Origin of the sequence: Sphingomonas colocasiae (assembly GCF_019880585.1) — a bacterium.
GTDB lineage: Bacteria > Pseudomonadota > Alphaproteobacteria > Sphingomonadales > Sphingomonadaceae > Sphingobium_A > Sphingobium_A colocasiae.
In genome coordinates this window covers 120,477-138,157 of record NZ_JAINVV010000008.1, presented here as the reverse complement: position 1 = coordinate 138,157, position 17,681 = coordinate 120,477, and the positions used below count along the sequence as shown (strand labels likewise).

The 17,681-nt window shown below is 65.7% G+C and carries 15 protein-coding genes; all 15 read left to right on the top strand.

The window, feature by feature from the left end; translation table 11 throughout:
* The first annotated feature begins 201 nt into the window (after positions 1-201).
* The gene (locus K7G82_RS16440; RefSeq protein WP_222991002.1) at positions 202-1,023 is read left to right on the top strand and encodes a sulfite exporter TauE/SafE family protein; all 822 of its coding nucleotides are present in this window, start codon (positions 202-204) and stop codon (positions 1,021-1,023) included.
* Positions 1,024-1,033: 10 nt separating this feature from the next.
* Complete coding sequence (locus K7G82_RS16435; RefSeq protein ID WP_222991001.1) at positions 1,034-1,708, top strand: fumarylacetoacetate hydrolase family protein; 675 nt, start codon at positions 1,034-1,036, stop codon at positions 1,706-1,708.
* A gap of 217 nt (positions 1,709-1,925) precedes the next feature.
* On the top strand, positions 1,926-2,852 hold the full coding sequence (locus K7G82_RS16430) for a fumarylacetoacetate hydrolase family protein (RefSeq protein ID WP_246623627.1): 927 nt from the start codon (positions 1,926-1,928) through the stop codon (positions 2,850-2,852).
* Entirely contained in the window at positions 2,849-3,826 is a 978-nt protein-coding gene (locus K7G82_RS16425) for an ABC transporter substrate-binding protein (protein ID WP_246623626.1), read from the top strand. Before K7G82_RS16430 ends, K7G82_RS16425 begins: the two co-directional genes overlap by 4 nt.
* 10 nt (positions 3,827-3,836) lie before the next feature.
* Positions 3,837-4,382: a VOC family protein gene (locus tag K7G82_RS16420; protein WP_222991000.1), complete on the top strand. Its 546-nt coding sequence runs from the start codon at positions 3,837-3,839 to the stop codon at positions 4,380-4,382.
* Positions 4,383-4,384: 2 nt separating this feature from the next.
* Positions 4,385-5,143: an ABC transporter permease gene (locus K7G82_RS16415; protein ID WP_222990999.1), complete on the top strand. Its 759-nt coding sequence runs from the start codon at positions 4,385-4,387 to the stop codon at positions 5,141-5,143.
* Positions 5,140-5,901 (top strand): ABC transporter ATP-binding protein, encoded by a 762-nt coding sequence (locus K7G82_RS16410; RefSeq protein ID WP_246623625.1) that lies wholly within the window; start codon positions 5,140-5,142, stop codon positions 5,899-5,901. Before K7G82_RS16415 ends, K7G82_RS16410 begins: the two co-directional genes overlap by 4 nt.
* Positions 5,902-5,916: 15 nt before the next feature.
* Positions 5,917-6,741: an alpha/beta fold hydrolase gene (locus tag K7G82_RS16405; RefSeq protein WP_222990997.1), complete on the top strand. Its 825-nt coding sequence runs from the start codon at positions 5,917-5,919 to the stop codon at positions 6,739-6,741.
* Between the two features lie 10 nt (positions 6,742-6,751).
* Positions 6,752-8,380, top strand: coding sequence for a thiamine pyrophosphate-binding protein (locus K7G82_RS16400; RefSeq protein ID WP_222990996.1), 1,629 nt, complete (start codon positions 6,752-6,754; stop codon positions 8,378-8,380).
* Positions 8,380-9,819: an aldehyde dehydrogenase family protein gene (locus K7G82_RS16395; RefSeq protein ID WP_222991433.1), complete on the top strand. Its 1,440-nt coding sequence runs from the start codon at positions 8,380-8,382 to the stop codon at positions 9,817-9,819. The genes K7G82_RS16400 and K7G82_RS16395 overlap by 1 nt, the downstream gene beginning before the upstream one ends.
* 345 nt (positions 9,820-10,164) lie before the next feature.
* Entirely contained in the window at positions 10,165-12,474 is a 2,310-nt protein-coding gene (locus K7G82_RS16390; protein ID WP_222990995.1) for a TonB-dependent receptor, read from the top strand.
* A gap of 257 nt (positions 12,475-12,731) precedes the next feature.
* Positions 12,732-13,499, top strand: coding sequence for an aspartate dehydrogenase domain-containing protein (locus K7G82_RS16385; protein ID WP_222990994.1), 768 nt, complete (start codon positions 12,732-12,734; stop codon positions 13,497-13,499).
* Positions 13,500-13,509: 10 nt separating this feature from the next.
* Positions 13,510-14,436 carry a bile acid:sodium symporter family protein gene (locus K7G82_RS16380; protein ID WP_222990993.1) on the top strand — a complete coding sequence of 309 codons (927 nt, stop codon included), beginning with the start codon at positions 13,510-13,512 and terminating at the stop codon, positions 14,434-14,436.
* A gap of 82 nt (positions 14,437-14,518) precedes the next feature.
* On the top strand, positions 14,519-16,294 hold the full coding sequence (locus K7G82_RS16375) for an LVIVD repeat-containing protein (RefSeq protein WP_222990992.1): 1,776 nt from the start codon (positions 14,519-14,521) through the stop codon (positions 16,292-16,294).
* Between the two features lie 10 nt (positions 16,295-16,304).
* Positions 16,305-17,624, top strand: coding sequence for an MFS transporter (locus K7G82_RS16370; RefSeq protein ID WP_222990991.1), 1,320 nt, complete (start codon positions 16,305-16,307; stop codon positions 17,622-17,624).
* Positions 17,625-17,681 lie beyond the last annotated feature (57 nt).

Sequence of the window (17,681 nt, the reverse complement as noted above, 5' to 3'; positions counted from 1 at the left end):
TAGGGGATCGATCTATCACTGAAATATAGAAATCGGTCGGCTTATTATATGGGTCTGGAATAATAATGGTGCAGCCATCATTATTCCGAAAGCGAATATGGGCGGGTGGTTTTTATAGGTTTATCGTGCGCCAAACGGCGCTAGCGCGGCGATGACGGGCGATCATCTCCGATCGTCCGCTTCAGGATCGGGGAAAGATCGATGGATATATCGCAGGCTCTGGCGCTTGCCGCCGCGATGCTGGCGACGGGGCTTGCCGGTGGCGTGATCGCCGGCATGCTCGGCGTGGGCGGGGGGATCGTCGTGGTGCCGATCCTCGATCTGGCATTGGGTTTTCTCGGCGTCGATCCGGCAATCCGCATGCAGGTCGCGGTCGCGACCTCGCTGGCGACGATCATCCCGACCTCGATCTCCTCGTCGCGCGCGCATCGCGCGAAGGGTGCGGTCGATGGCGATCTCGTCCGCCGCTGGGGCGTCGCGATCTTCCTGGGCGCGATCGCGGGCACGCTGATCGCATCGCATGTGCACAGCATCGTGCTGTCGGGCGTGTTCGCGGTGGTTGCCTTCATCGTCGCCGCCAAGATGCTGCTGCCGCTCGATCATGTCACGTTGGCGGATGGCGTGCCGCATGGGCTGGCCGCGCAGCCGCTGCCGTTCGCGGTCGGCACGACCTCGTCGATGATGGGGATTGGCGGCGGCACCCTGAGCGTGCCGATCCTGACCCTGATGAATTATCCGATCCACCGCGCCGTCGGCACCGCCGCGCTGTTTGGGCTGCTGATCAGCATTCCCGGCACGATCGGCTATATATTGGGCGGCTGGGGCGATCCGCGCCTGCCGATGGCCAGCCTCGGCTATGTCAATGTGATCGGCTTCCTGCTGATCGCGCCGATGACCTGGATCTCGGCGCCCTGGGGCGCGGCGCTCGCGCATCGCCTGTCGAAGCGGCAACTGGGCGTCGCGTTCGGAATTTTCCTGCTGATCGTCGCGATACGCATGGCGTGGCGCGTGATCACGAGCTGAAGGAGTTTTCATGATCGTCGAACCGCAAGTGCCGCCGACGCTGCCGATCGTCGGGGGCGGTCGCTTTCCCGTGGGCCGGATCTTCTGCGTCGGCCGCAACTATGCCGAACATGCGAAGGAGATGGGCGACGCGGTTCCCGAACCGCCCTTCTTCTTCATCAAGCCGGCAAGCTGCCTGCCCGCCACACCCGGACGCCTGCCTTATCCGCCGTTGACCGAGGATCTCCACCATGAGGTCGAGCTGGTTGTGGCGCTCGGCCTGGGCGGCGCCGATATCGCGGCGGACGATGCGATCCGCCATGTCTTCGGCTACGCGGTGGGGCTCGATATGACGCGCCGTGATCTTCAGGGCGCTGCCAAGGACAAGCGCCGACCCTGGGATATGGGCAAGAGCTTCGACGGCGCCGCGCCGGTCGGGCCGATTCTGCCCGCCGCCGATGCGGCCGGGCTCGACGATGCCGCGATCACGCTCACCGTCGACGGCGCGTTGCGGCAGCAGGGGCGGCTGGCCGACATGATCTGGCCAGTGGCGGAGATCGTCGCGGCGCTGTCGCGCTATCTTCGTCTGATGCCGGGCGATCTGATCTTCACCGGCACGCCCGCCGGCGTCGGCCCGGTGGTGCGCGGTGAGCGGCTGGAGGCGCGGATCGACGGGCTGCCGCCGCTCGATGTCGAGATCATCTGAGCGCCTGTTTTGAAATGCGCCGGTGCGGCTTTGGAAATGTGCTCTTCCGCACATTTCCCAAACGGACTCTGAGCGCCGCGCGCCTATAGGAAAATAGGGAGGAGATATTCCAAAGTGATATTATGAATGTCGTTCGTTATGCCTTTTATTGATCCAGAGACGATGGTCCGCCGAAGCGATCCGCCAATGGGCGCCGGCGCAGTTTTTGGAGATGGCAATGACGGCACCCTGGTTCGGGCTTGCGCGTTATATGGCGCAGGAGGGCACGCGATCCGCGCTCGTGCTCGACGAGGCGCTCTACGATCTTGCCGAGATCGCGGGCCGGCTCACGGTCGGTGAGGCGTTGGCGGCGCGGATCGGTTCGGTCGACGCGCTGATCCGCGACTGGGATGCGATCGGCGCCGAACTGGCGGCTCTGGCCGATCGCGCGCGGGGCCTGGCCCTCACCCCGATCGCCGCCACGCCGCTGGCGCCCTTCATGCCGCACCGCGTGTTCGGCGCGGCCTCCAACTATATCGAGCATGCCGATGAGATGGCGACGAAGCTCGCCGCCAAGTCGGACAGCCAGCCCTATATCTTCCTCAAGACCGCCGACAGCGTCATCGGACCCGGCGAGACGGTATTGCTGCCGCCCGAAAGCGCACGGGTCGACTGGGAAGTCGAGCTGGGCGTCGTCATCGGCCGTGGCGGGCGGCGCATCCCGGTCGATCGGGCGCATGACCACATCGCCGGCTATGTGATCGTCAACGATGTTTCGGCGCGCGACCTGACGCGGCGCAGCGACTTTCCGTTCTCGCACGACTGGTTCCGCGGCAAGAGCTTCGACAGCTTCACCCCGATGGGCCCGTGGTTCGTGCCGCGCGATTGCCTGGGCGATCCGCACGATCTTCGCCTCAGGCTCAGCGTCAATGGCGAGATGATGCAGGACGGCAATTCGGGCGACATGATCTTCAACGCCTACGAGCAGATCGCCTATCTCTCGACCCTGCTGGCGCTGAAACCCGGCGACGTGATCGCGACGGGCACGCCCGCCGGCGTTGGCATGGGGCGCGGCATTTTTCTGAAGCATGGCGACGAGATGGTGGCGACGATCGATGGCGTCGGCACGCTCGCCAATCCGGTTCGCGCGGAGGTGATTGTATGATCGGCAAGAGGATGATCGGCGCGGCCGCTGCGGCGCTCGCGCTTGCTTTGACCGGATGTGGCGATGGCGGCGGCACCGACAAGGAGAAGGTGACCTTCAACATGTCGTGGCTGCCCCAGGGCAGCATGAGCGGCGTGATCGCGGCGATCGACAAGGGCTATTATGCGGAGGCCGGCCTCGACGTGAACGTCGTGCGCGGCTTCGGCGGCATCCGGACCGCGAACGAGCTCGACCAGGGCATGTTCGAATTCGGCTATGGCGATCCGATCTCGGTGGTGCTCAACCGCAACAATGGCGGCAAGACCAAGATGGTCGGCACGATCAACACGCGCTGGCCCGCCGGCCTCTGCTACATCAAGGAGCGCCACGACATCGCGAAACCCGCCGATCTGGCGGGGCTCACCGTGGGCGGCGGGCAAAGCTCGCCGATGCAGGCGCTGGTGCCCGCCTGGCTGGAACGCAACGGCGTCGACAAGACGAAGGTGAAGCTGCTCCAGCTCGATCCGGCACTGGTCGTCACCTCTCTGGTCGAAGGCAAGATCGACGCGGGCGAATGCTGGGAAGGCAACAGCCTGCCGCTGTTCCGCAAGCGCGCGAAGGAAGCCGGGGTAACGCTTGGCTGGCTGCCCTATTCGGCCTTCGGGCTCGACATCTATGGCAGCGGCATCCTCTCCACCGAGGCGATGCTGGCCGAACGCGCGGCGACGGTGAAGAAGTTCCTCGACGCCACCTATCGCGGCTATGCCTATTCCGCCGCCAATCCCGACGAGGTCGTCGGCATGATGGTGAAGCGCTTCCCGATGCTGGAGCCGGAGATCACCAGACAGCAGATGCTGGAGACCACGGCGCTGATGAAGGACGGCGCGGGCCGCTTCGACCCCGCGCGCGTTGCCAGCACGCTCGACTTTCTGAAACAGGCCTATCCGTTGAAGGCCGATCTCGCGCCCGGCGACGTGTTCGCCGGCGCGCAATAGGGCGCGGCCGATGTATCGCCCCAGGCCCACCAAGCTCGGCCATCTCGTGCTCAAGGTCCGCGATGTCCAGGCCTCGCTCGCCTTCTACCGGGATATCGTCGGCCTCGATGTGTCCGACTGGATCGACGATCGCATGGTCTTCCTGCGCAGCGGCCAGGATCATCATGATCTGGCGCTGTTGCAGATGAGCCCGGACGAGGTCGCGCGGCACGAGCCCGGCCGGTCCCCGGTCGAGCATTTCTCCTATCATGTCGAAAGCATCGACGAGGTCGAGGCGATCGCCGCGATGCTCGTCGAGCGCGGCGTGCCGATCGATCGCGGCATCGGCAAGCATGGCCCGGGCGGCAACAGCTTCCTCGTCTTCCGTGATCCCGACGGCAACAATGTCGAATTCTATTCGGACATGATCCAGGTCGGCCCGGACTTTCCGCCGCATGAGCCGCAGGTGTGGGACGGCGCGGAGATGGCGACCTTCGATCGCTGGGCGCTCGACCATTTCCTGGTGCCGCCGCCCGAACGGATCGCGAAGATCCTGAAACCGCGCAAGGACGACTGATCATGGCCGTGCAGGGGGAGAAGCGGTCCAATCCGCTGATCGCCGGCGCCTTTTTCGTGGCGCTGGCGCTGATCTGGGAATTCAGCGTCCGCTGGTTCGGCGTGAAGGCCTATCTGCTGCCGTCGCTCAGCGATATCGGCGTGGCCTTCTGGGATGCGCGCGGATTGCTGCTCGAACACGGGCTGGTGACCTTGGGCGAAGTGCTCAGCGGCTTCGTCGCGGCGGCGGTGCTCGGCGTCGCGCTGGCCGCGCTGATCCATGTCGTGCCGATCGCGCGATCGACGCTCTATCCGATGGTGATCGCGCTGCAGAGCATCCCCAAGATCGGCCTCGCGCCGCTGATGGTGGTGTGGCTGGGCTATGGCTTCGGATCGAAGCTGGTGATGGCGTTCCTCTTCGCCTTCTTCCCGATCGTGATCGCGACGCTGGGTGGGCTGGCGGGCGTGCCCGCCAATCTGGAGGAGCATTTCCGCGCATTGGGCGCCGGCCGCTGGACGATGTTCCGCAGGCTTCAGGTGCCCGCCGCGATGCCCAACTTCATGGACGGCTGCAAGGTGGCGATGCCGCTCGCGGTGATCGGCGCGATCGTCGGCGAGTTCGTCGGATCGAACAATGGCCTGGGCAACGTCATCCTGCTCGCGACCGGATCGTCGCAGACCGCGCTCACCTTCGCCGCGCTGCTGGCGGTGACGCTGCTTTCGCTCGCGATGTTCTACATCGTCGAGCTGGTGTCCAAATTCATCTGGTGGCGGGCGATATGACCGAGATGGCGATCCGGGTCGACGGACTGACCAAATATTATGGCGGCGCCGGCGGCACCAAGGCGCTGGAGGATGTCGATCTCGGCATCGGCGATTGCGAGTTCGTCTCGATCATCGGGCCTTCGGGCTGCGGCAAGAGCACGTTGCTGCGCATCCTGGCCGGCCTGCACGGGCATGACAGCGGCACGGCGACGCTGTTCGGCGAGGCGGTGACCGCGCCGCGCGACGATGTCGGGGTCGTCTTCCAGACCTCCAACCTGCTGCCCTGGCTGACGGTGACGCGCAACCTGACGCTCGCGCTTGAGATCCGGCACGGCAAGGCGGCCGCCGCGGCGGCCGATGTCGCGGCGATGATCGAACTGCTCAACCTGAAGGGTTTCGAGGACAAGTTCCCGCACGAACTGTCGGGCGGCATGAAGCACCGCGTCGCCATCGGCCAGGCGCTGATGCAGAATCCGCGCGTGCTGCTGATGGACGAGCCGTTCGGCGCGCTCGACGCGCTGACCCGCGACCGGCTCAATATCGAACTGCTGCGACTGTGGCAGCGCGATCGCAAGACCGTGGTGCTGATCACCCACAGCATTTCGGAAGCGGTGCTGCTGTCCGATCGCGTGCTTGTTCTCTCCGAACGCCCCGGCCGGCTGATCGCCGATATCCGCATCGATCTGCCGCGTCCGCGCGATCCCTCCACCACCCGCGACCTTCCAGCGTTCGGCGATCATGTCGTCGAACTGAGCCGGATCATGGGCGTCGTCTGATACCGGGAAACAGCCATGCCTCTTCTGCCGATCGGCCAGAGCGAACTCTATTATGAAGACCAGGGCGAAGGGCCCGCGATCGTGCTCGCGCACGGCATCGGCGGCAATCATGCGAGCTGGTTCCAGCAGGTGCCGGTCTTCGCGCAATCCTATCGCGTCGTGACCTTCGATCATCGCGGCTTCGGCCGATCGAGCGATGTCGAGGGCGCGGGGCGGAGCGCCTTCGTCTCAGACCTGCTCGCCTTGCTCGATCGTCTCGGCATCGAACAGGCGGTGCTGGTCGGCCAGTCGATGGGCGGAGGGACGTGCATCGCCTTCGCGGCCGGGCACCCCGATCGCGTACGGGCGCTGGTGCTCGCCGCCTCGCTTCACGCGATCGCGGAGGATGGTCCGGTCGCCGCGCTGATGGACGCGGCGCGCGCGGCGACCGATGACCTCGATCAGCTCGACCGCGTGCTCGATTCCGCGTTCCGGGATGCCAATCCGGTTCAGGCGTCGCTCTATTCGGCGCTCGCGAGCTTCAATCGCACCGATCGTCACAGCCTGGCGGGCGCGTGGCCGGCGACACTCGCGCCCGAAGCGGTGGGCGGGGGCAAGCCCGTGCTGTTCCTGGCGGGAACGCGCGATCCGCTTTTCCCGATCGAGGCGATCCGGCAGGTGCAGGCGCGCGTGCCGGGATCGTTCCTCGTCGAGGTCGATGCCGGCCATTCGGGGTTCTTCGAACATGCGACCGAATTCAACGACAGCGTGCTGAGCTTCCTCGCCGCATGCGGCATTCGCGGCCGCCGGCGCAGTGCGCACAGCAACGCGGCCGGCTATGTCGCCCCAACCCAGAATTGAAGGATAGATCATGACCGGTACCACCGTAGCCCAGGCACTGGTGACGTCGCTCAGGGATATGGGCGTCCGCCATGTCTTCGGCGTGCCCAGCGGCGGCTGGGTCGATTATATGGAAGCGCTGCGGACGACGGACGGCATCGATTTCGTGCTGACCAGCCATGAGGGCGGCGCCAGTTTCATGGCCGATGTCTGCGGGCGGCTGACCGGGGTTCCCGGCGTGTGCTTCGGCACCTTCGGGCCGGGCGCGACCAATCTTTCCACCGGCGTGGGCGGCGCGCTGCTCGATCGTTCGCCGATGATCGCGCTGACCGACGAGATGCCGGAGGCATTGCGCAGCCGCACGGTGCAGATGGGCATCGATCATCAGGCGCTGTTCCGGCCGATCACCAAATGGACGACCCGGCTGGAGGCGGACTCGCTTGGCGAGACATTGGCCGAAGCCGCCGGCATCGCGGTTTCCGGGCGGCCGGGTTCGGTCCATATCGGCTTGCCGGTCGGCCTCAGCGCCGCGCCTGCCGGGAACGGCACGGCCGGGCCGGTCGCCGCCACGGCGCCCGCGCCGGCCGATGCTTCGGCGATCGCCGCGCTGACCACCGCCTTCGCCGCCGCGCGCAAGCCGATCCTCGCCGTCGGGCTGGGCGCCGCCCATGCGCGCGTCGGCGACAAGGTGGCCGCGCTCGCCGAGCGTTTCGGATTGCCGGTGGTGCTGACGCCGATGGCCAAGGGCCTGATCGCCGAGGATCATCCGAGCTATGCCGGCGTGCTGTTCCATGCGCTCAGCGATCTTGTCGGCCGCACCCATGCCGAGGCCGATCTGGTGGTCGCGATCGGCTATGATCCGGTCGAGTTCAATTTCGAAGGCTGGATGCGCGACGGTCTTGCGGTCGCCAGCATCGATGTCGAACCCGTCGATATCGATACGGCCAAGCATCCGGTCGCCGCCGATGTCGTCGGCGATATCGGCGCCAGCCTCGATGCGCTGCTCGCGCTCGATGCCGCCCCGAAGGATTGGGACATGGCGGCGGTCGCGGCCCGCACGGCGGAGCTGTTCGCGCGGCTGTCGCCCGACAGTAACCGTTTCGGCCCCTGCGCCGCGCTCGATGTGCTGCGGGATGTGTTGCCGGCGGACGGCATCATGACCTGCGATGTCGGCGCGCATACCCATCTGATCGGCCAGAAATGGCCGACGCCGGCGACGGGCACGCAGATCATGTCCAATGGCTGGTCGTCGATGGGCTTCGGCCTGCCCGCAGCGATCGCCGCCAAATTGTGCCGGCCGGACACGTCGGTCTGCACGGTCGTCGGCGATGGCGGTTTCCTGATGACCGTCGGCGAACTGGCGACGGCGGTGCGTGAGAAGCTGCCCATCGTCATCCTCGTCTTCACCGATAATGATCTGGCGCTGATCCGCATCAAGCAGGAGAAGAAGGACAATCCGATCTATGGCACGCCGGTGCGCGCCGAGGGCACGATCGGTGGCCCGTCGCTGTTTGGCGTGCCCGTCGTCACCGTCGCCGATCCCGACGCGCTGCGCGCGGCGCTGGTCGACGCCTTCGCCGCCGACGGTCCGGTGATCGTCGAGGCGTTGCTCGACAGCCGCGAATATGACGGGCTTGTCCTCCACAAGGACAAGCCGTGATGCTCATGCCGGTCGAGGTGAAGCGCTCGCTGCTCGTCGGCGGTGTCTGGCGCGGCGCCGCGACCGGCATGGCGATCGACAATCCCTTCACGGGCGAGGTGATCGATCGCGTCGCCTGCGCCACGCCGGCCGACGCCGCCGATGCGGTGGCGAGCGCGGTGCGCGGGCAGCGGGCGCTGGCGGCGCTCAGCGCGGCGGCGCGCGCGGCGATCCTCCACTGCGCGGCCGATGCGCTGGCGGCCCGGTCTGCGCGGTTCGCCGCGATGATCACGGCGGAGACGGGCAAGACCATCACCGCATCGGCCAAGGAAGCGGCGCGCGCGGTCAATACGCTGCGGCTGTCGGCGGAAGAAGCCGGGCGGCTGACCGGCGAGACCGTGGCGTTCGACAGCTTCGCGGGCGGCGAGGCGCGCAGCGGCTATTATGTTCATGAACCCGTTGGCGTGATCGCGGCGATCACGCCGTTCAACGATCCGCTCAACCTGGCCTGTCACAAGCTGGGGCCGGCGATCGCGGCGGGCAATGCCGTGGTGCTGAAGCCCGCGGACCAGGCGCCGCTCACCGCGATCATGCTGGCCGAACTGCTGCTGGAAGCGGGCCTGCCCGCCGAAGCGCTCAACCTGCTGACCGGCCATGGCCGCGACTTCGGTGACGCGCTGGTCGCGGCGGAGGATGTCGCGATGGTCTCGTTCACCGGCGGAGAGCGTGTGGGCGCGCAGATCGCGCACGCGGCGGGGATCAAGCGCATCGGCATGGAGCTTGGCGCGAATTCGCCCGTCATCGTCGCGGCGAGCGCGGATCTGGCGCGCGCCGCCGATGCCTGTGTGTCAGGCGCCTTCTGGGCGGCGGGGCAGAATTGCATCGGCGTGCAGCGGATCTTCATCCAACGCACCGCCTATGCCGCGTTCCGCGATCTGTTCGTCGCCCGCACCGCGAAACTCGTCGTCGGCGATCCGATGGCGGCTGAAACCGACATCGGCCCGATGATCTCCGAACGGGACGCGCAAAGGCTGCTCGACTGGACGGCCGAGGCGGTCGCGGCCGGCGCCCATGTGCTTGCCGGCGGTCGCCGCGACGGCGCGCTGCTCCATCCCACCGTGCTGGAAGCGGTGCCCGCCGATGCGCGGCTCGCCTGTCAGGAGGCGTTCGGCCCCGTCGTTAGCCTGTTTCCCTATGACGATCTCGATGCGGCGATCGCGGCGGCGAATGCGGGCGATTACGCGATCCACGCGGCGATCTTCACCGAGAGCGTCCGCGAGGCGCATCACGCCGCGCGAATGCTCCAGGCGGCCGGCGTGATGATCAACGATTCCACTGACTACCGGCTGGATGCGATGCCGTTCGGCGGCGCCAAGCGCGGCAATATGGGCCGAGAGGGCGTGCGTTTCGCGATCCGCGAAATGTCCCAGACCAAGGTGGTCTGTTTCAATCACGGCTGAGCCGTTTCGCGCGTCGGCCCTGTCCTCCGTCATGGCGGGGGATGACATCGACCCTTTCGAACAGTTACAGGGCGCGATGCCGGGCAGGCATCGCGCTTTTTTATTGGTGCTTGTCGATTAAGTGAGGAAAAGCAAAGGCTTGTCTTTGGTCTCGCAATCCGTTCGCGCGCTGCCCTGTTATCAAGGAATCCTATATCGAGGCATTACAATATTATTATTCACATATGGCCTTAGACCATAGGCTCCCACTTGATCGAGACTGCTGTCGGATCGAAGACACGATAAGCGTTCAAATGAAGAGCGCAGATCCGCTGGCGGTGATTAAAGGGGAAAGGGGCAACGCCGGTGCGCGACTATTCACATGCAAAGAAGATTGGGCTGCTGATCGGGGCGGCGACCATGATCGCCATGCCGGCGACCGGCCGGGCGCAGGACAGCGCACCGCAGGCAGCCGAAAGCGGCGGCCTTGAAGAAATCGTGGTGACGGCGCGCAAGCGTGAGGAATCGCTGCAGTCCACGCCGCTTTCGGTGTCGGCGTTCAGCGGCGACATGCTGGACAAGGCGGGCATCGACGATTTCTCGGAAATCGCGGCGCGCGTTCCCGGCTTCACGCTCAATCCGGACAATATCTCCGAGCCCAATATCTTCCTGCGCGGCATCGGCACCGATATCGAAAGCGCGGCGGCGAGCGCCGCGATCGGCTTCTTCCTCAACGACGTCTATCTGCCGCGCGCCCAGGGCACCGCGATCGAGCTGTTCGACCTGGAACGCGTCGAGATCGTGCGCGGGCCGCAGGGCACGCTCTATGGCAAGAATGTCGTCGGCGGCGCCATCAACTTCATCACGCGCAAGCCCACCGACAGCTTCCGCGCCGGCATAGAGGCGGGCATCGGCAATTACGGCGCGATCGAGGTGAAGGGCCATGTCGGCGGCGGCATCGGCGAGGGGCTGTCGGGCAGCATTGCCGCGACGTCGCGCATGCGTGACGGTTTCGCGTTCAACACCTTCACCGGCAACGATATCGAGGATCTGTCGGTCTTCGGCGTGCTCGGCCAGCTCCGCTACCAGCCGAGCGACGATCTCGACATCCTGCTGACCGGCGATCTCACGCGTCGCCGCGCGAGCGGCAAATGGGTCGATATCCAGATCCCGTCGGATCACAATATCCCCTTCGTCAATCCCGATCGCCGGCGCGGGCCGAACAATATCGACGGCCGCCAGAATGCCGATCTCGGCGGCGTCCATCTGACCGCCAACTGGGACAGCGGATCGGGCACGCTGACCTCGATCACCGCCTATCGCGAGGGGACCTTCGCGGCGAAGGGCAATGACGGCGGCAGCTTCATCGATTTCACCCGGCTGGTCTACGACGCGGGCGGGCGGATCAACTTCTTCGCGATCGATCGCGACGCCTTCAACGACGATTATTACGTCAACATCAAGGACGAGAAGGTGAAGAGCTTCTCGCAGGAGCTCCGTTTCCGCTCCGATTTCGAAGGGCCGTTCAATTTCCTCGCCGGCGTCTATTACCAGCATGAGGATGTCGATCGCGTCGAGGATGCCGACTATATCTTCGTCGACTATTTCGCGCAGGGGCGCGAGATCGCGGAGACCCGCCTGAAATCGGACACCTATGCGGCGTTCGTCGAAGGTACGTTCGACATCACCGATACGCTGGGGGTGACGGCGGGCATCCGCTACACCAAGGATCGCAAGCGCTTCTCCGTCTATCGCGAGACGATCGGCGATTTCCTGGGCGCCGAGTTCGAGGATGAGGCTGGCAATTTCACGCGCTCTTTCACGGCGTCCACGAAGCAGAGCTGGGATGCCTGGACGCCGAGCGTCAACCTGCACTGGAAGCCCGCCAAGGACGTCTATCTCTATGCGCTGGTGTCCAAGGGCTACAAGTCGGGAGGCTGGAACGGCGAGAATGCGACCAGCCCGGGCGAGGCGCGCGCATCCTATGATCCCGAATATGCGCTCAATTACGAAGTGGGCGCGAAGACGACCTGGCTCGACGGCCGCCTGCGCCTGAACCTCACCGGCTTCTGGACCGAATATAAGGATCTCCAGACCCAGCAGTTCGTGATCTTCGATCCCAACCTGCCCGCCGACAACGTCATCTCCAACGCGGGCAAAGCGCGGGTGCGCGGCATCGAACTGGAAACCGCCGTCGTGCCGGTCAACGGCGTGACGCTGTTCGCCAACTACACCTATATGAAGGCGAAGATCACCGGCGACCTGATCAGCACCGAGCTGCAATATGATCCGAGCTGCTTCTGCTCGGTGCCGGTGGCGACCAATCTCAAGGGCAATGTGCTGCGGCGCTCGCCGGAGAACGCCTTCACCCTCGGCGGCGACGTGACCTTGCCGCTGTCCGATCGCTTCGACGGCTTCCTGCGCGCCGATTATAGCTGGACCGGCGCGTTCTTCTTCGACAACGAGAACAGCCTGCGCACGCGCCAGTCCTCGGTCGGCCTGCTCAACGGATCGTTCGGCCTGTCGACCGAGGACGGCAAATGGCAGCTTTCGATCTGGGGCAAGAACCTGACCAACAAGCTCTATGAATCGGGTAAGTCGGACGTGATCGGGTCGGTCCTCGTCTCCTATGCGCCGCCGCGCACCTATGGCGCGACGCTGACCTGGAAATACTAGGACCGTCGCCATTCAGCCCATACCGGCCTGCGAATGGCGGTCTCCCGCGCTTCCGGTGCGCACGTACTTTAAGTACGCTGCGCTCCGGGTCGCGAAAAACCACCATTCTCGGCTCGGTCTGAACTGAATGTCGATCGGTCCCAGGGCCATGTCGAAACACCACCCGTCATGACATTCCCGCGAACGCGGGAATGTCGAGATGAGTTGATCCAGCTGGGTCAGACCCTGGAGCGCTTCCAACTGTGGGGGAACGGGCAATGCGCATCGGATTGATCGGGTTCGGGTTCATCGGCTCCGAAATTCATCGTCGCATTGCCCGGGGCGACGGGCCGCTTGAACTGGCGTTCGTCCACAGCCGCAGCCCGGCGCGGCTGGCGGGCGTCGATCCCGCGCTGATCCTCGACGATCTTGCCGACGCGCATCGTTTCGCGCCGGACCTGATCGTCGAGATCGCCGGGCCGCGGGTCACCGTGGATCATGGCGAGGCGTTGCTCGCCATCGCCGACTACATGCCGCTTTCGTTGACGGCGCTCGCCGATGACGATCTGCGCGCCAGGCTGATCGATCGCGCGGGCGCCACGGGGCATTCGCTATTCGTCGCGCATGGCGCGCTGGTGGGGGCGGACAGCCTGCTCGAATGGCGGGCGATGTGGGATCATGTGTCGATCTGTTTTCGCAAGCCGCCGCGCAGCCTGGGGCCGGCGGCGGCGGAGATCGACCGCGAGACCGTGATCTTCGACGGCAGCGTGCGCCGGATCGCGCGGCAATTCCCGCACAATGTCAACGCCATGGTCGCCTGCGCCCTCGCCACGACCGGGCTGGACGCGTGCCATGCCCGGCTGGTCGCCGATCCCGCGCTCGATCGTCTGGAACTGCTGATCGAGGCGAAGGGCAAGGACGGATCGCGGCTCAGGATCGAGCGCAGCCAGCCGGCGATCGGCGTTTCGGGCAGCGAGATGGCGGAAGCGGTCCATCGTTCGATCCTGCGCGCCGCCGGTTTCGCCGGAGCCATCGAATTCGTCTGAGGAGCCGAGCGTGGCCGAGATCTTCCCGTTCCTGTCGCAGACCGTCTTTCCCATCATCATCTTCGTGATCATGTTCGGCATGGGGCTGGCGCTTGGGCTTTCCGATTTCCGCGCGATCCTGGCATCGCCGCGCGCCGTGCTGGTCGGCCTGTCCGCGCAGATGCTGCTGCTGCCGCTGATCGCGATCACGCTCGCGCTTGTCCTGCCGGTGGGGCCGGAGGTCGCGGTCGGCCTCATCATCCTCGCCGCCAGCCCCGGCGGGGTGACCTCGAACGCGATCACGCTCGCGGTGCGCGCCGATGTCGCGCTCGCGGTCAGCCTCACCGCGCTCTCGACTCTGCTGGTCGCGGTGACCCTGCCGCTCTGGACCAGCTTCGCGCTGCACCAGTTCATGGGGGACATGCGCGCCGTCGCGATGCCGGTGGGCCAGACCGCGATGACGCTGGGGCTGCTCACGCTGTTGCCCGTCATGCTCGGCATGGCCGTTCGCGCGATGGCGCCCGCGATCGCCGCGCGCGGCGTCGAGGTCGGCCGGCGGCTGTCGGTCGTGCTGATCCTGTTCATGTGCCTCACCACCACCGGCTTCAACTGGCACCATCTCGCCGGCTGGCGCGTGCTGGTCGAAAGCTTCGGCGTCTGCCTGGCGCTGATGCTGCTGGCGATGATCGCGAGCCACATGCTGGCGCGGGCGGCGCGGCTCGGCCCGCTCCAGCGATTGACGATCGTGATCGAGGTGGGCGTGCACAATCTGGCGATCGCGCTGCTCGCTTCGGTGACGCTGATCGACATGCCGGCGATCGCGCGGCTGCCGCTCGCCTATGGCCTGCTGATGATCAGCATACCCTGGCTGTTCGTCCGCTGGGAGCGACGACGTGGCGCGCGCGCGGGTGATGGTCGAGCCGGGCGAAGCGCCCGCGAATATATGATAAGAGAATAGAAAAAGCTCAAAACACTATTTTGTGAATATAGCATGCGGCTCTAGCCTCATCGCCAGAGCAGACGAACCAGGGAGTGTTTCGTTGACCCCGACCATCGACAAATCCGCCTCGCCCCGCATCCGGGCGGTCATTCTGGCATGCTGCGCGGGCGCGGCGCTGATGCTGGGCACCGCGGCGCGATCGTCCGACCCAAAGGACGGGGAGCCGAAGATCGACATTCGCGATCCGGTGGTGAAGCAATGGCATGACCTGACCTATGACCGGAAGCCGCCGCTGCCCAAGCCCGGCGTCGATTACGGCGTCGATCCGAAGACCGGGGTTTTCGTGCATCCCAAGGCGACGCCGCTGCATGAGGAAAGCGCGCCCTTCCCGGGGCAGCTCACCTATTGGGACCAGAAGTCCTACGCCAAGAACATGGAAGTGGTCGCCTTCTATCCGCAGGTCGCCTCGCCCTTCCACACCTGGCAGAACATCGCGGACTTCAACGGCAAGCGGTATCTCTACGTCTATGACCGCCACAATCTGAAGATATTCGACATCACCGATCCGGCCAAGGCCAGGCTGCTGCTGACCAAGGGGCAGACATGGACGGGCAAGGGCGGCGGCGAAGCGGTCAATCCCTTCCCCGAAGGCGAGATGATCGGCGCGGCCTCGATCCAGTGGGACAAGAGCCGTGGCAAATATATCATGGTCCAGTCCAACGAGGTGCAGCGCTTCGGCATCTTCGAGGAGAAGATGACCGAGCCGGAGGGCGTCCAGAAGATCCGCGACTGGCCTTATCACAAGGGTTTCAACGTCTATGTGATGAACGGCCCGCTGCCCGACCAGTGGGAGAAGATCGCGACGCGCACCACCGACTACAAGCATCCCGACGCCAAGCCCGGCCATCAGCAGGGCTCGGGCTCGCTCGACGTTCCCGCCTGGTTCGGCGGCAAATACATGTTCCTCTCGACCGCGCCCGACGACAGTTTCGGGCTCACCGAATATCCCAATTATCTTTATTCGCCGGGATATCAGTCCTGGGACATGTCGGATCCGGCGAACCCGAAATTCCTCCAGCAATTCTCGGTGCCCGGCCAGATCGTCGGTGATCCGGCGGAGGCCGACGCCTATCTCAAGAATCCGCGCGCGGGCAACCGAACGTCATGGATGGGATCGCGCATGCCGATCTTCATCCCCAAGCCGGTGGAAAAGGGCGGCACTATCGGCTTCGCGGCGATGGGCGGGCTCGGCTTCTACGTGCTCGACATCTCCGATCCCGCGCACATGAAGGTGATCAGCCATATCGACATGGTGCCCAAATTCGCGGGCACCGAAGCCGACAATATCGATGTCAGCCAATATGAACGCACCGGCTACATCTTCATGAACGGCTATCCGATGAACGATGATTGTTTCGAGCCGTACAAGGACATTTTCGTCATCGACGTCCGCGATCTGAAGAACCCGAAGATCGTCAACACCTTTCCCCGCCCGACGCCGCCCAAGGACGCCGCGTTCAAGGATTTCTGTGAACGCCGCGGCAGCTTCGGGCCGAAGCGCCCGGGCTATTTCACCCAGCCCGGCCGATCGCGCGAGGGGCTGGTGCCCTATGCCTTCTACAATGCCGGGGTGCAGTTGTTCGACGTGCGCGATCCGACCAGGCCTGAGATCGCCGCCTATTATGTGCCGCGCTTCCCGACCGACGCTGAAACGCCCGACTATGTGAAGGGCAATCTCGGCTTCGGCATCTATGTCGAATATGATCGCAACATCATCTGGCTGTTCACCAATCACGGCTTCTACGCGTTGAAGAGCCCGCTGCTCGGCGAACCGAAAAAGGGCGTTCCCGCCAAGCCCTGGCCGCCGCGCGACTGACCGGCCGGCCATGGCGATCCCGATTGACCAGACGGTGGAGGGCCTGCCGGTCACGGCCTTCCACATCCGGTTGCTCGCGCTGGTCGGGGTGATCATCCTGCTCGACGGTTTCGACGTGCAGGTCGCCGCATTCGCCGGGCCGGCCATCCTCGCCGAATGGCGGACCACCCCCGCCATGCTCGCCCCGGCGATGGCGGCGGCGCTTGTCGGCATGGCGATCGGCACCGGCCTTGGCGGCATGGCGGGTGACCGGCTCGGCCGCCGCCCCGCGCTGATCGGCAGCGTGATCGTCTTCGGCGCGCTGTCGATACTGACCGCCTTCGCGCCCGATATCACCGAACTCGCCATCCTGCGCTTCCTTACCGGGATCGGGCTTGGCGCGGCCGTGCCCAATGCGACCGCGCTCGTCGCCGAATGGATGCCGGCGCGGATCCGGGGCTATGCGGTGACCGCGATCATCGTGGCGGTGCCGTGCGGCGGCATGATCGGCGCGGGTTTCGCGTCGTGGCTGATCCCGGCCCATGGCTGGCGGCTCTGCATGGGGCTTGGCGGATTGCTGCCATTGCTGCTCGCGCTCGTCATGTGGCGAAGCCTGCCCGAATCCCCCGCGATCCTGGCGCGCCGCTCGGGAGGGGTTCCGGCGCTGGCAGTCCTGCTCGGTCGTGCGGGCGCTCGCGTCCCGGCGGATGCCGTTTTCGTGGAGGTGGAGCCCGTGGGAAAAGGGAACGGCGCTGGTGTCTATGTAGGCGCGTTGCGACGTTCGGGGATCGGCCTCGCCATCGCCTTTTTCGCGAGCATGCTCGCGCTCTACGCCTATCTGAGCTGGATCCCGGTGCTGCTCGCGGGCGCCGGCTTTCCGATGGATCGGGCGATCCAGGGATCGCTGGTCTTCAACCTGTGCGGCGTGCTCGCATCCTTCGTCGCCGCCTGGGCGACGCCGCGCTGGGGATCACGCACCACGCTGATCGCCGCTTGCGTGGCGGCGCTGCTCGCGACCGGGGTCTGCGCGGTGATGATGGCGGGGGGCAGGGCGCCGCCGGCCGCGATCCTGGCGGCGCTCGGCGCGGCGGGGGCGGGCGCCTTCGCGGTGCAGGTGACGCTCTACAGCCTGGCGGTGCATGTGTTCCCCGTTTCCTGTCGTGCGGCCGGGATCGGCTATTCGGCCAGCATCGGCCGGCTGGGCGCGATCGCCAGCGCTTTTGGCGCCGGGCTGCTGCTGGCGCTGCCCTCCGGCGGCCCCGCCTATTTCGCGCTGATCGCCCTGGCCTGCCTTGTCTCGGCATTGGGCGTGGCGATCGTCGACCGGCATGCGCCGCGTCGGCCGATGTGAAGCGATATTCCAGATTGGGATAACGACGCGCCAACAATGACGATTGTTGAATAGCGA

Coding starts and splice junctions, on each gene's coding strand:
- K7G82_RS16405 (WP_222990997.1), top strand. CDS start 5,917: ATGCCTCTTCTGCCGATCGGCCAGAGCGAACTCTATTATGAAGACCAG.
- K7G82_RS16400 (WP_222990996.1), top strand. CDS start 6,752: ATGACCGGTACCACCGTAGCCCAGGCACTGGTGACGTCGCTCAGGGAT.
- K7G82_RS16385 (WP_222990994.1), top strand. CDS start 12,732: ATGCGCATCGGATTGATCGGGTTCGGGTTCATCGGCTCCGAAATTCAT.
- K7G82_RS16440 (WP_222991002.1), top strand. CDS start 202: ATGGATATATCGCAGGCTCTGGCGCTTGCCGCCGCGATGCTGGCGACG.
- K7G82_RS16425 (WP_246623626.1), top strand. CDS start 2,849: ATGATCGGCAAGAGGATGATCGGCGCGGCCGCTGCGGCGCTCGCGCTT.
- K7G82_RS16410 (WP_246623625.1), top strand. CDS start 5,140: ATGACCGAGATGGCGATCCGGGTCGACGGACTGACCAAATATTATGGC.
- K7G82_RS16395 (WP_222991433.1), top strand. CDS start 8,380: ATGCTCATGCCGGTCGAGGTGAAGCGCTCGCTGCTCGTCGGCGGTGTC.
- K7G82_RS16420 (WP_222991000.1), top strand. CDS start 3,837: ATGTATCGCCCCAGGCCCACCAAGCTCGGCCATCTCGTGCTCAAGGTC.
- K7G82_RS16430 (WP_246623627.1), top strand. CDS start 1,926: ATGACGGCACCCTGGTTCGGGCTTGCGCGTTATATGGCGCAGGAGGGC.
- K7G82_RS16370 (WP_222990991.1), top strand. CDS start 16,305: ATGGCGATCCCGATTGACCAGACGGTGGAGGGCCTGCCGGTCACGGCC.
- K7G82_RS16435 (WP_222991001.1), top strand. CDS start 1,034: ATGATCGTCGAACCGCAAGTGCCGCCGACGCTGCCGATCGTCGGGGGC.
- K7G82_RS16415 (WP_222990999.1), top strand. CDS start 4,385: ATGGCCGTGCAGGGGGAGAAGCGGTCCAATCCGCTGATCGCCGGCGCC.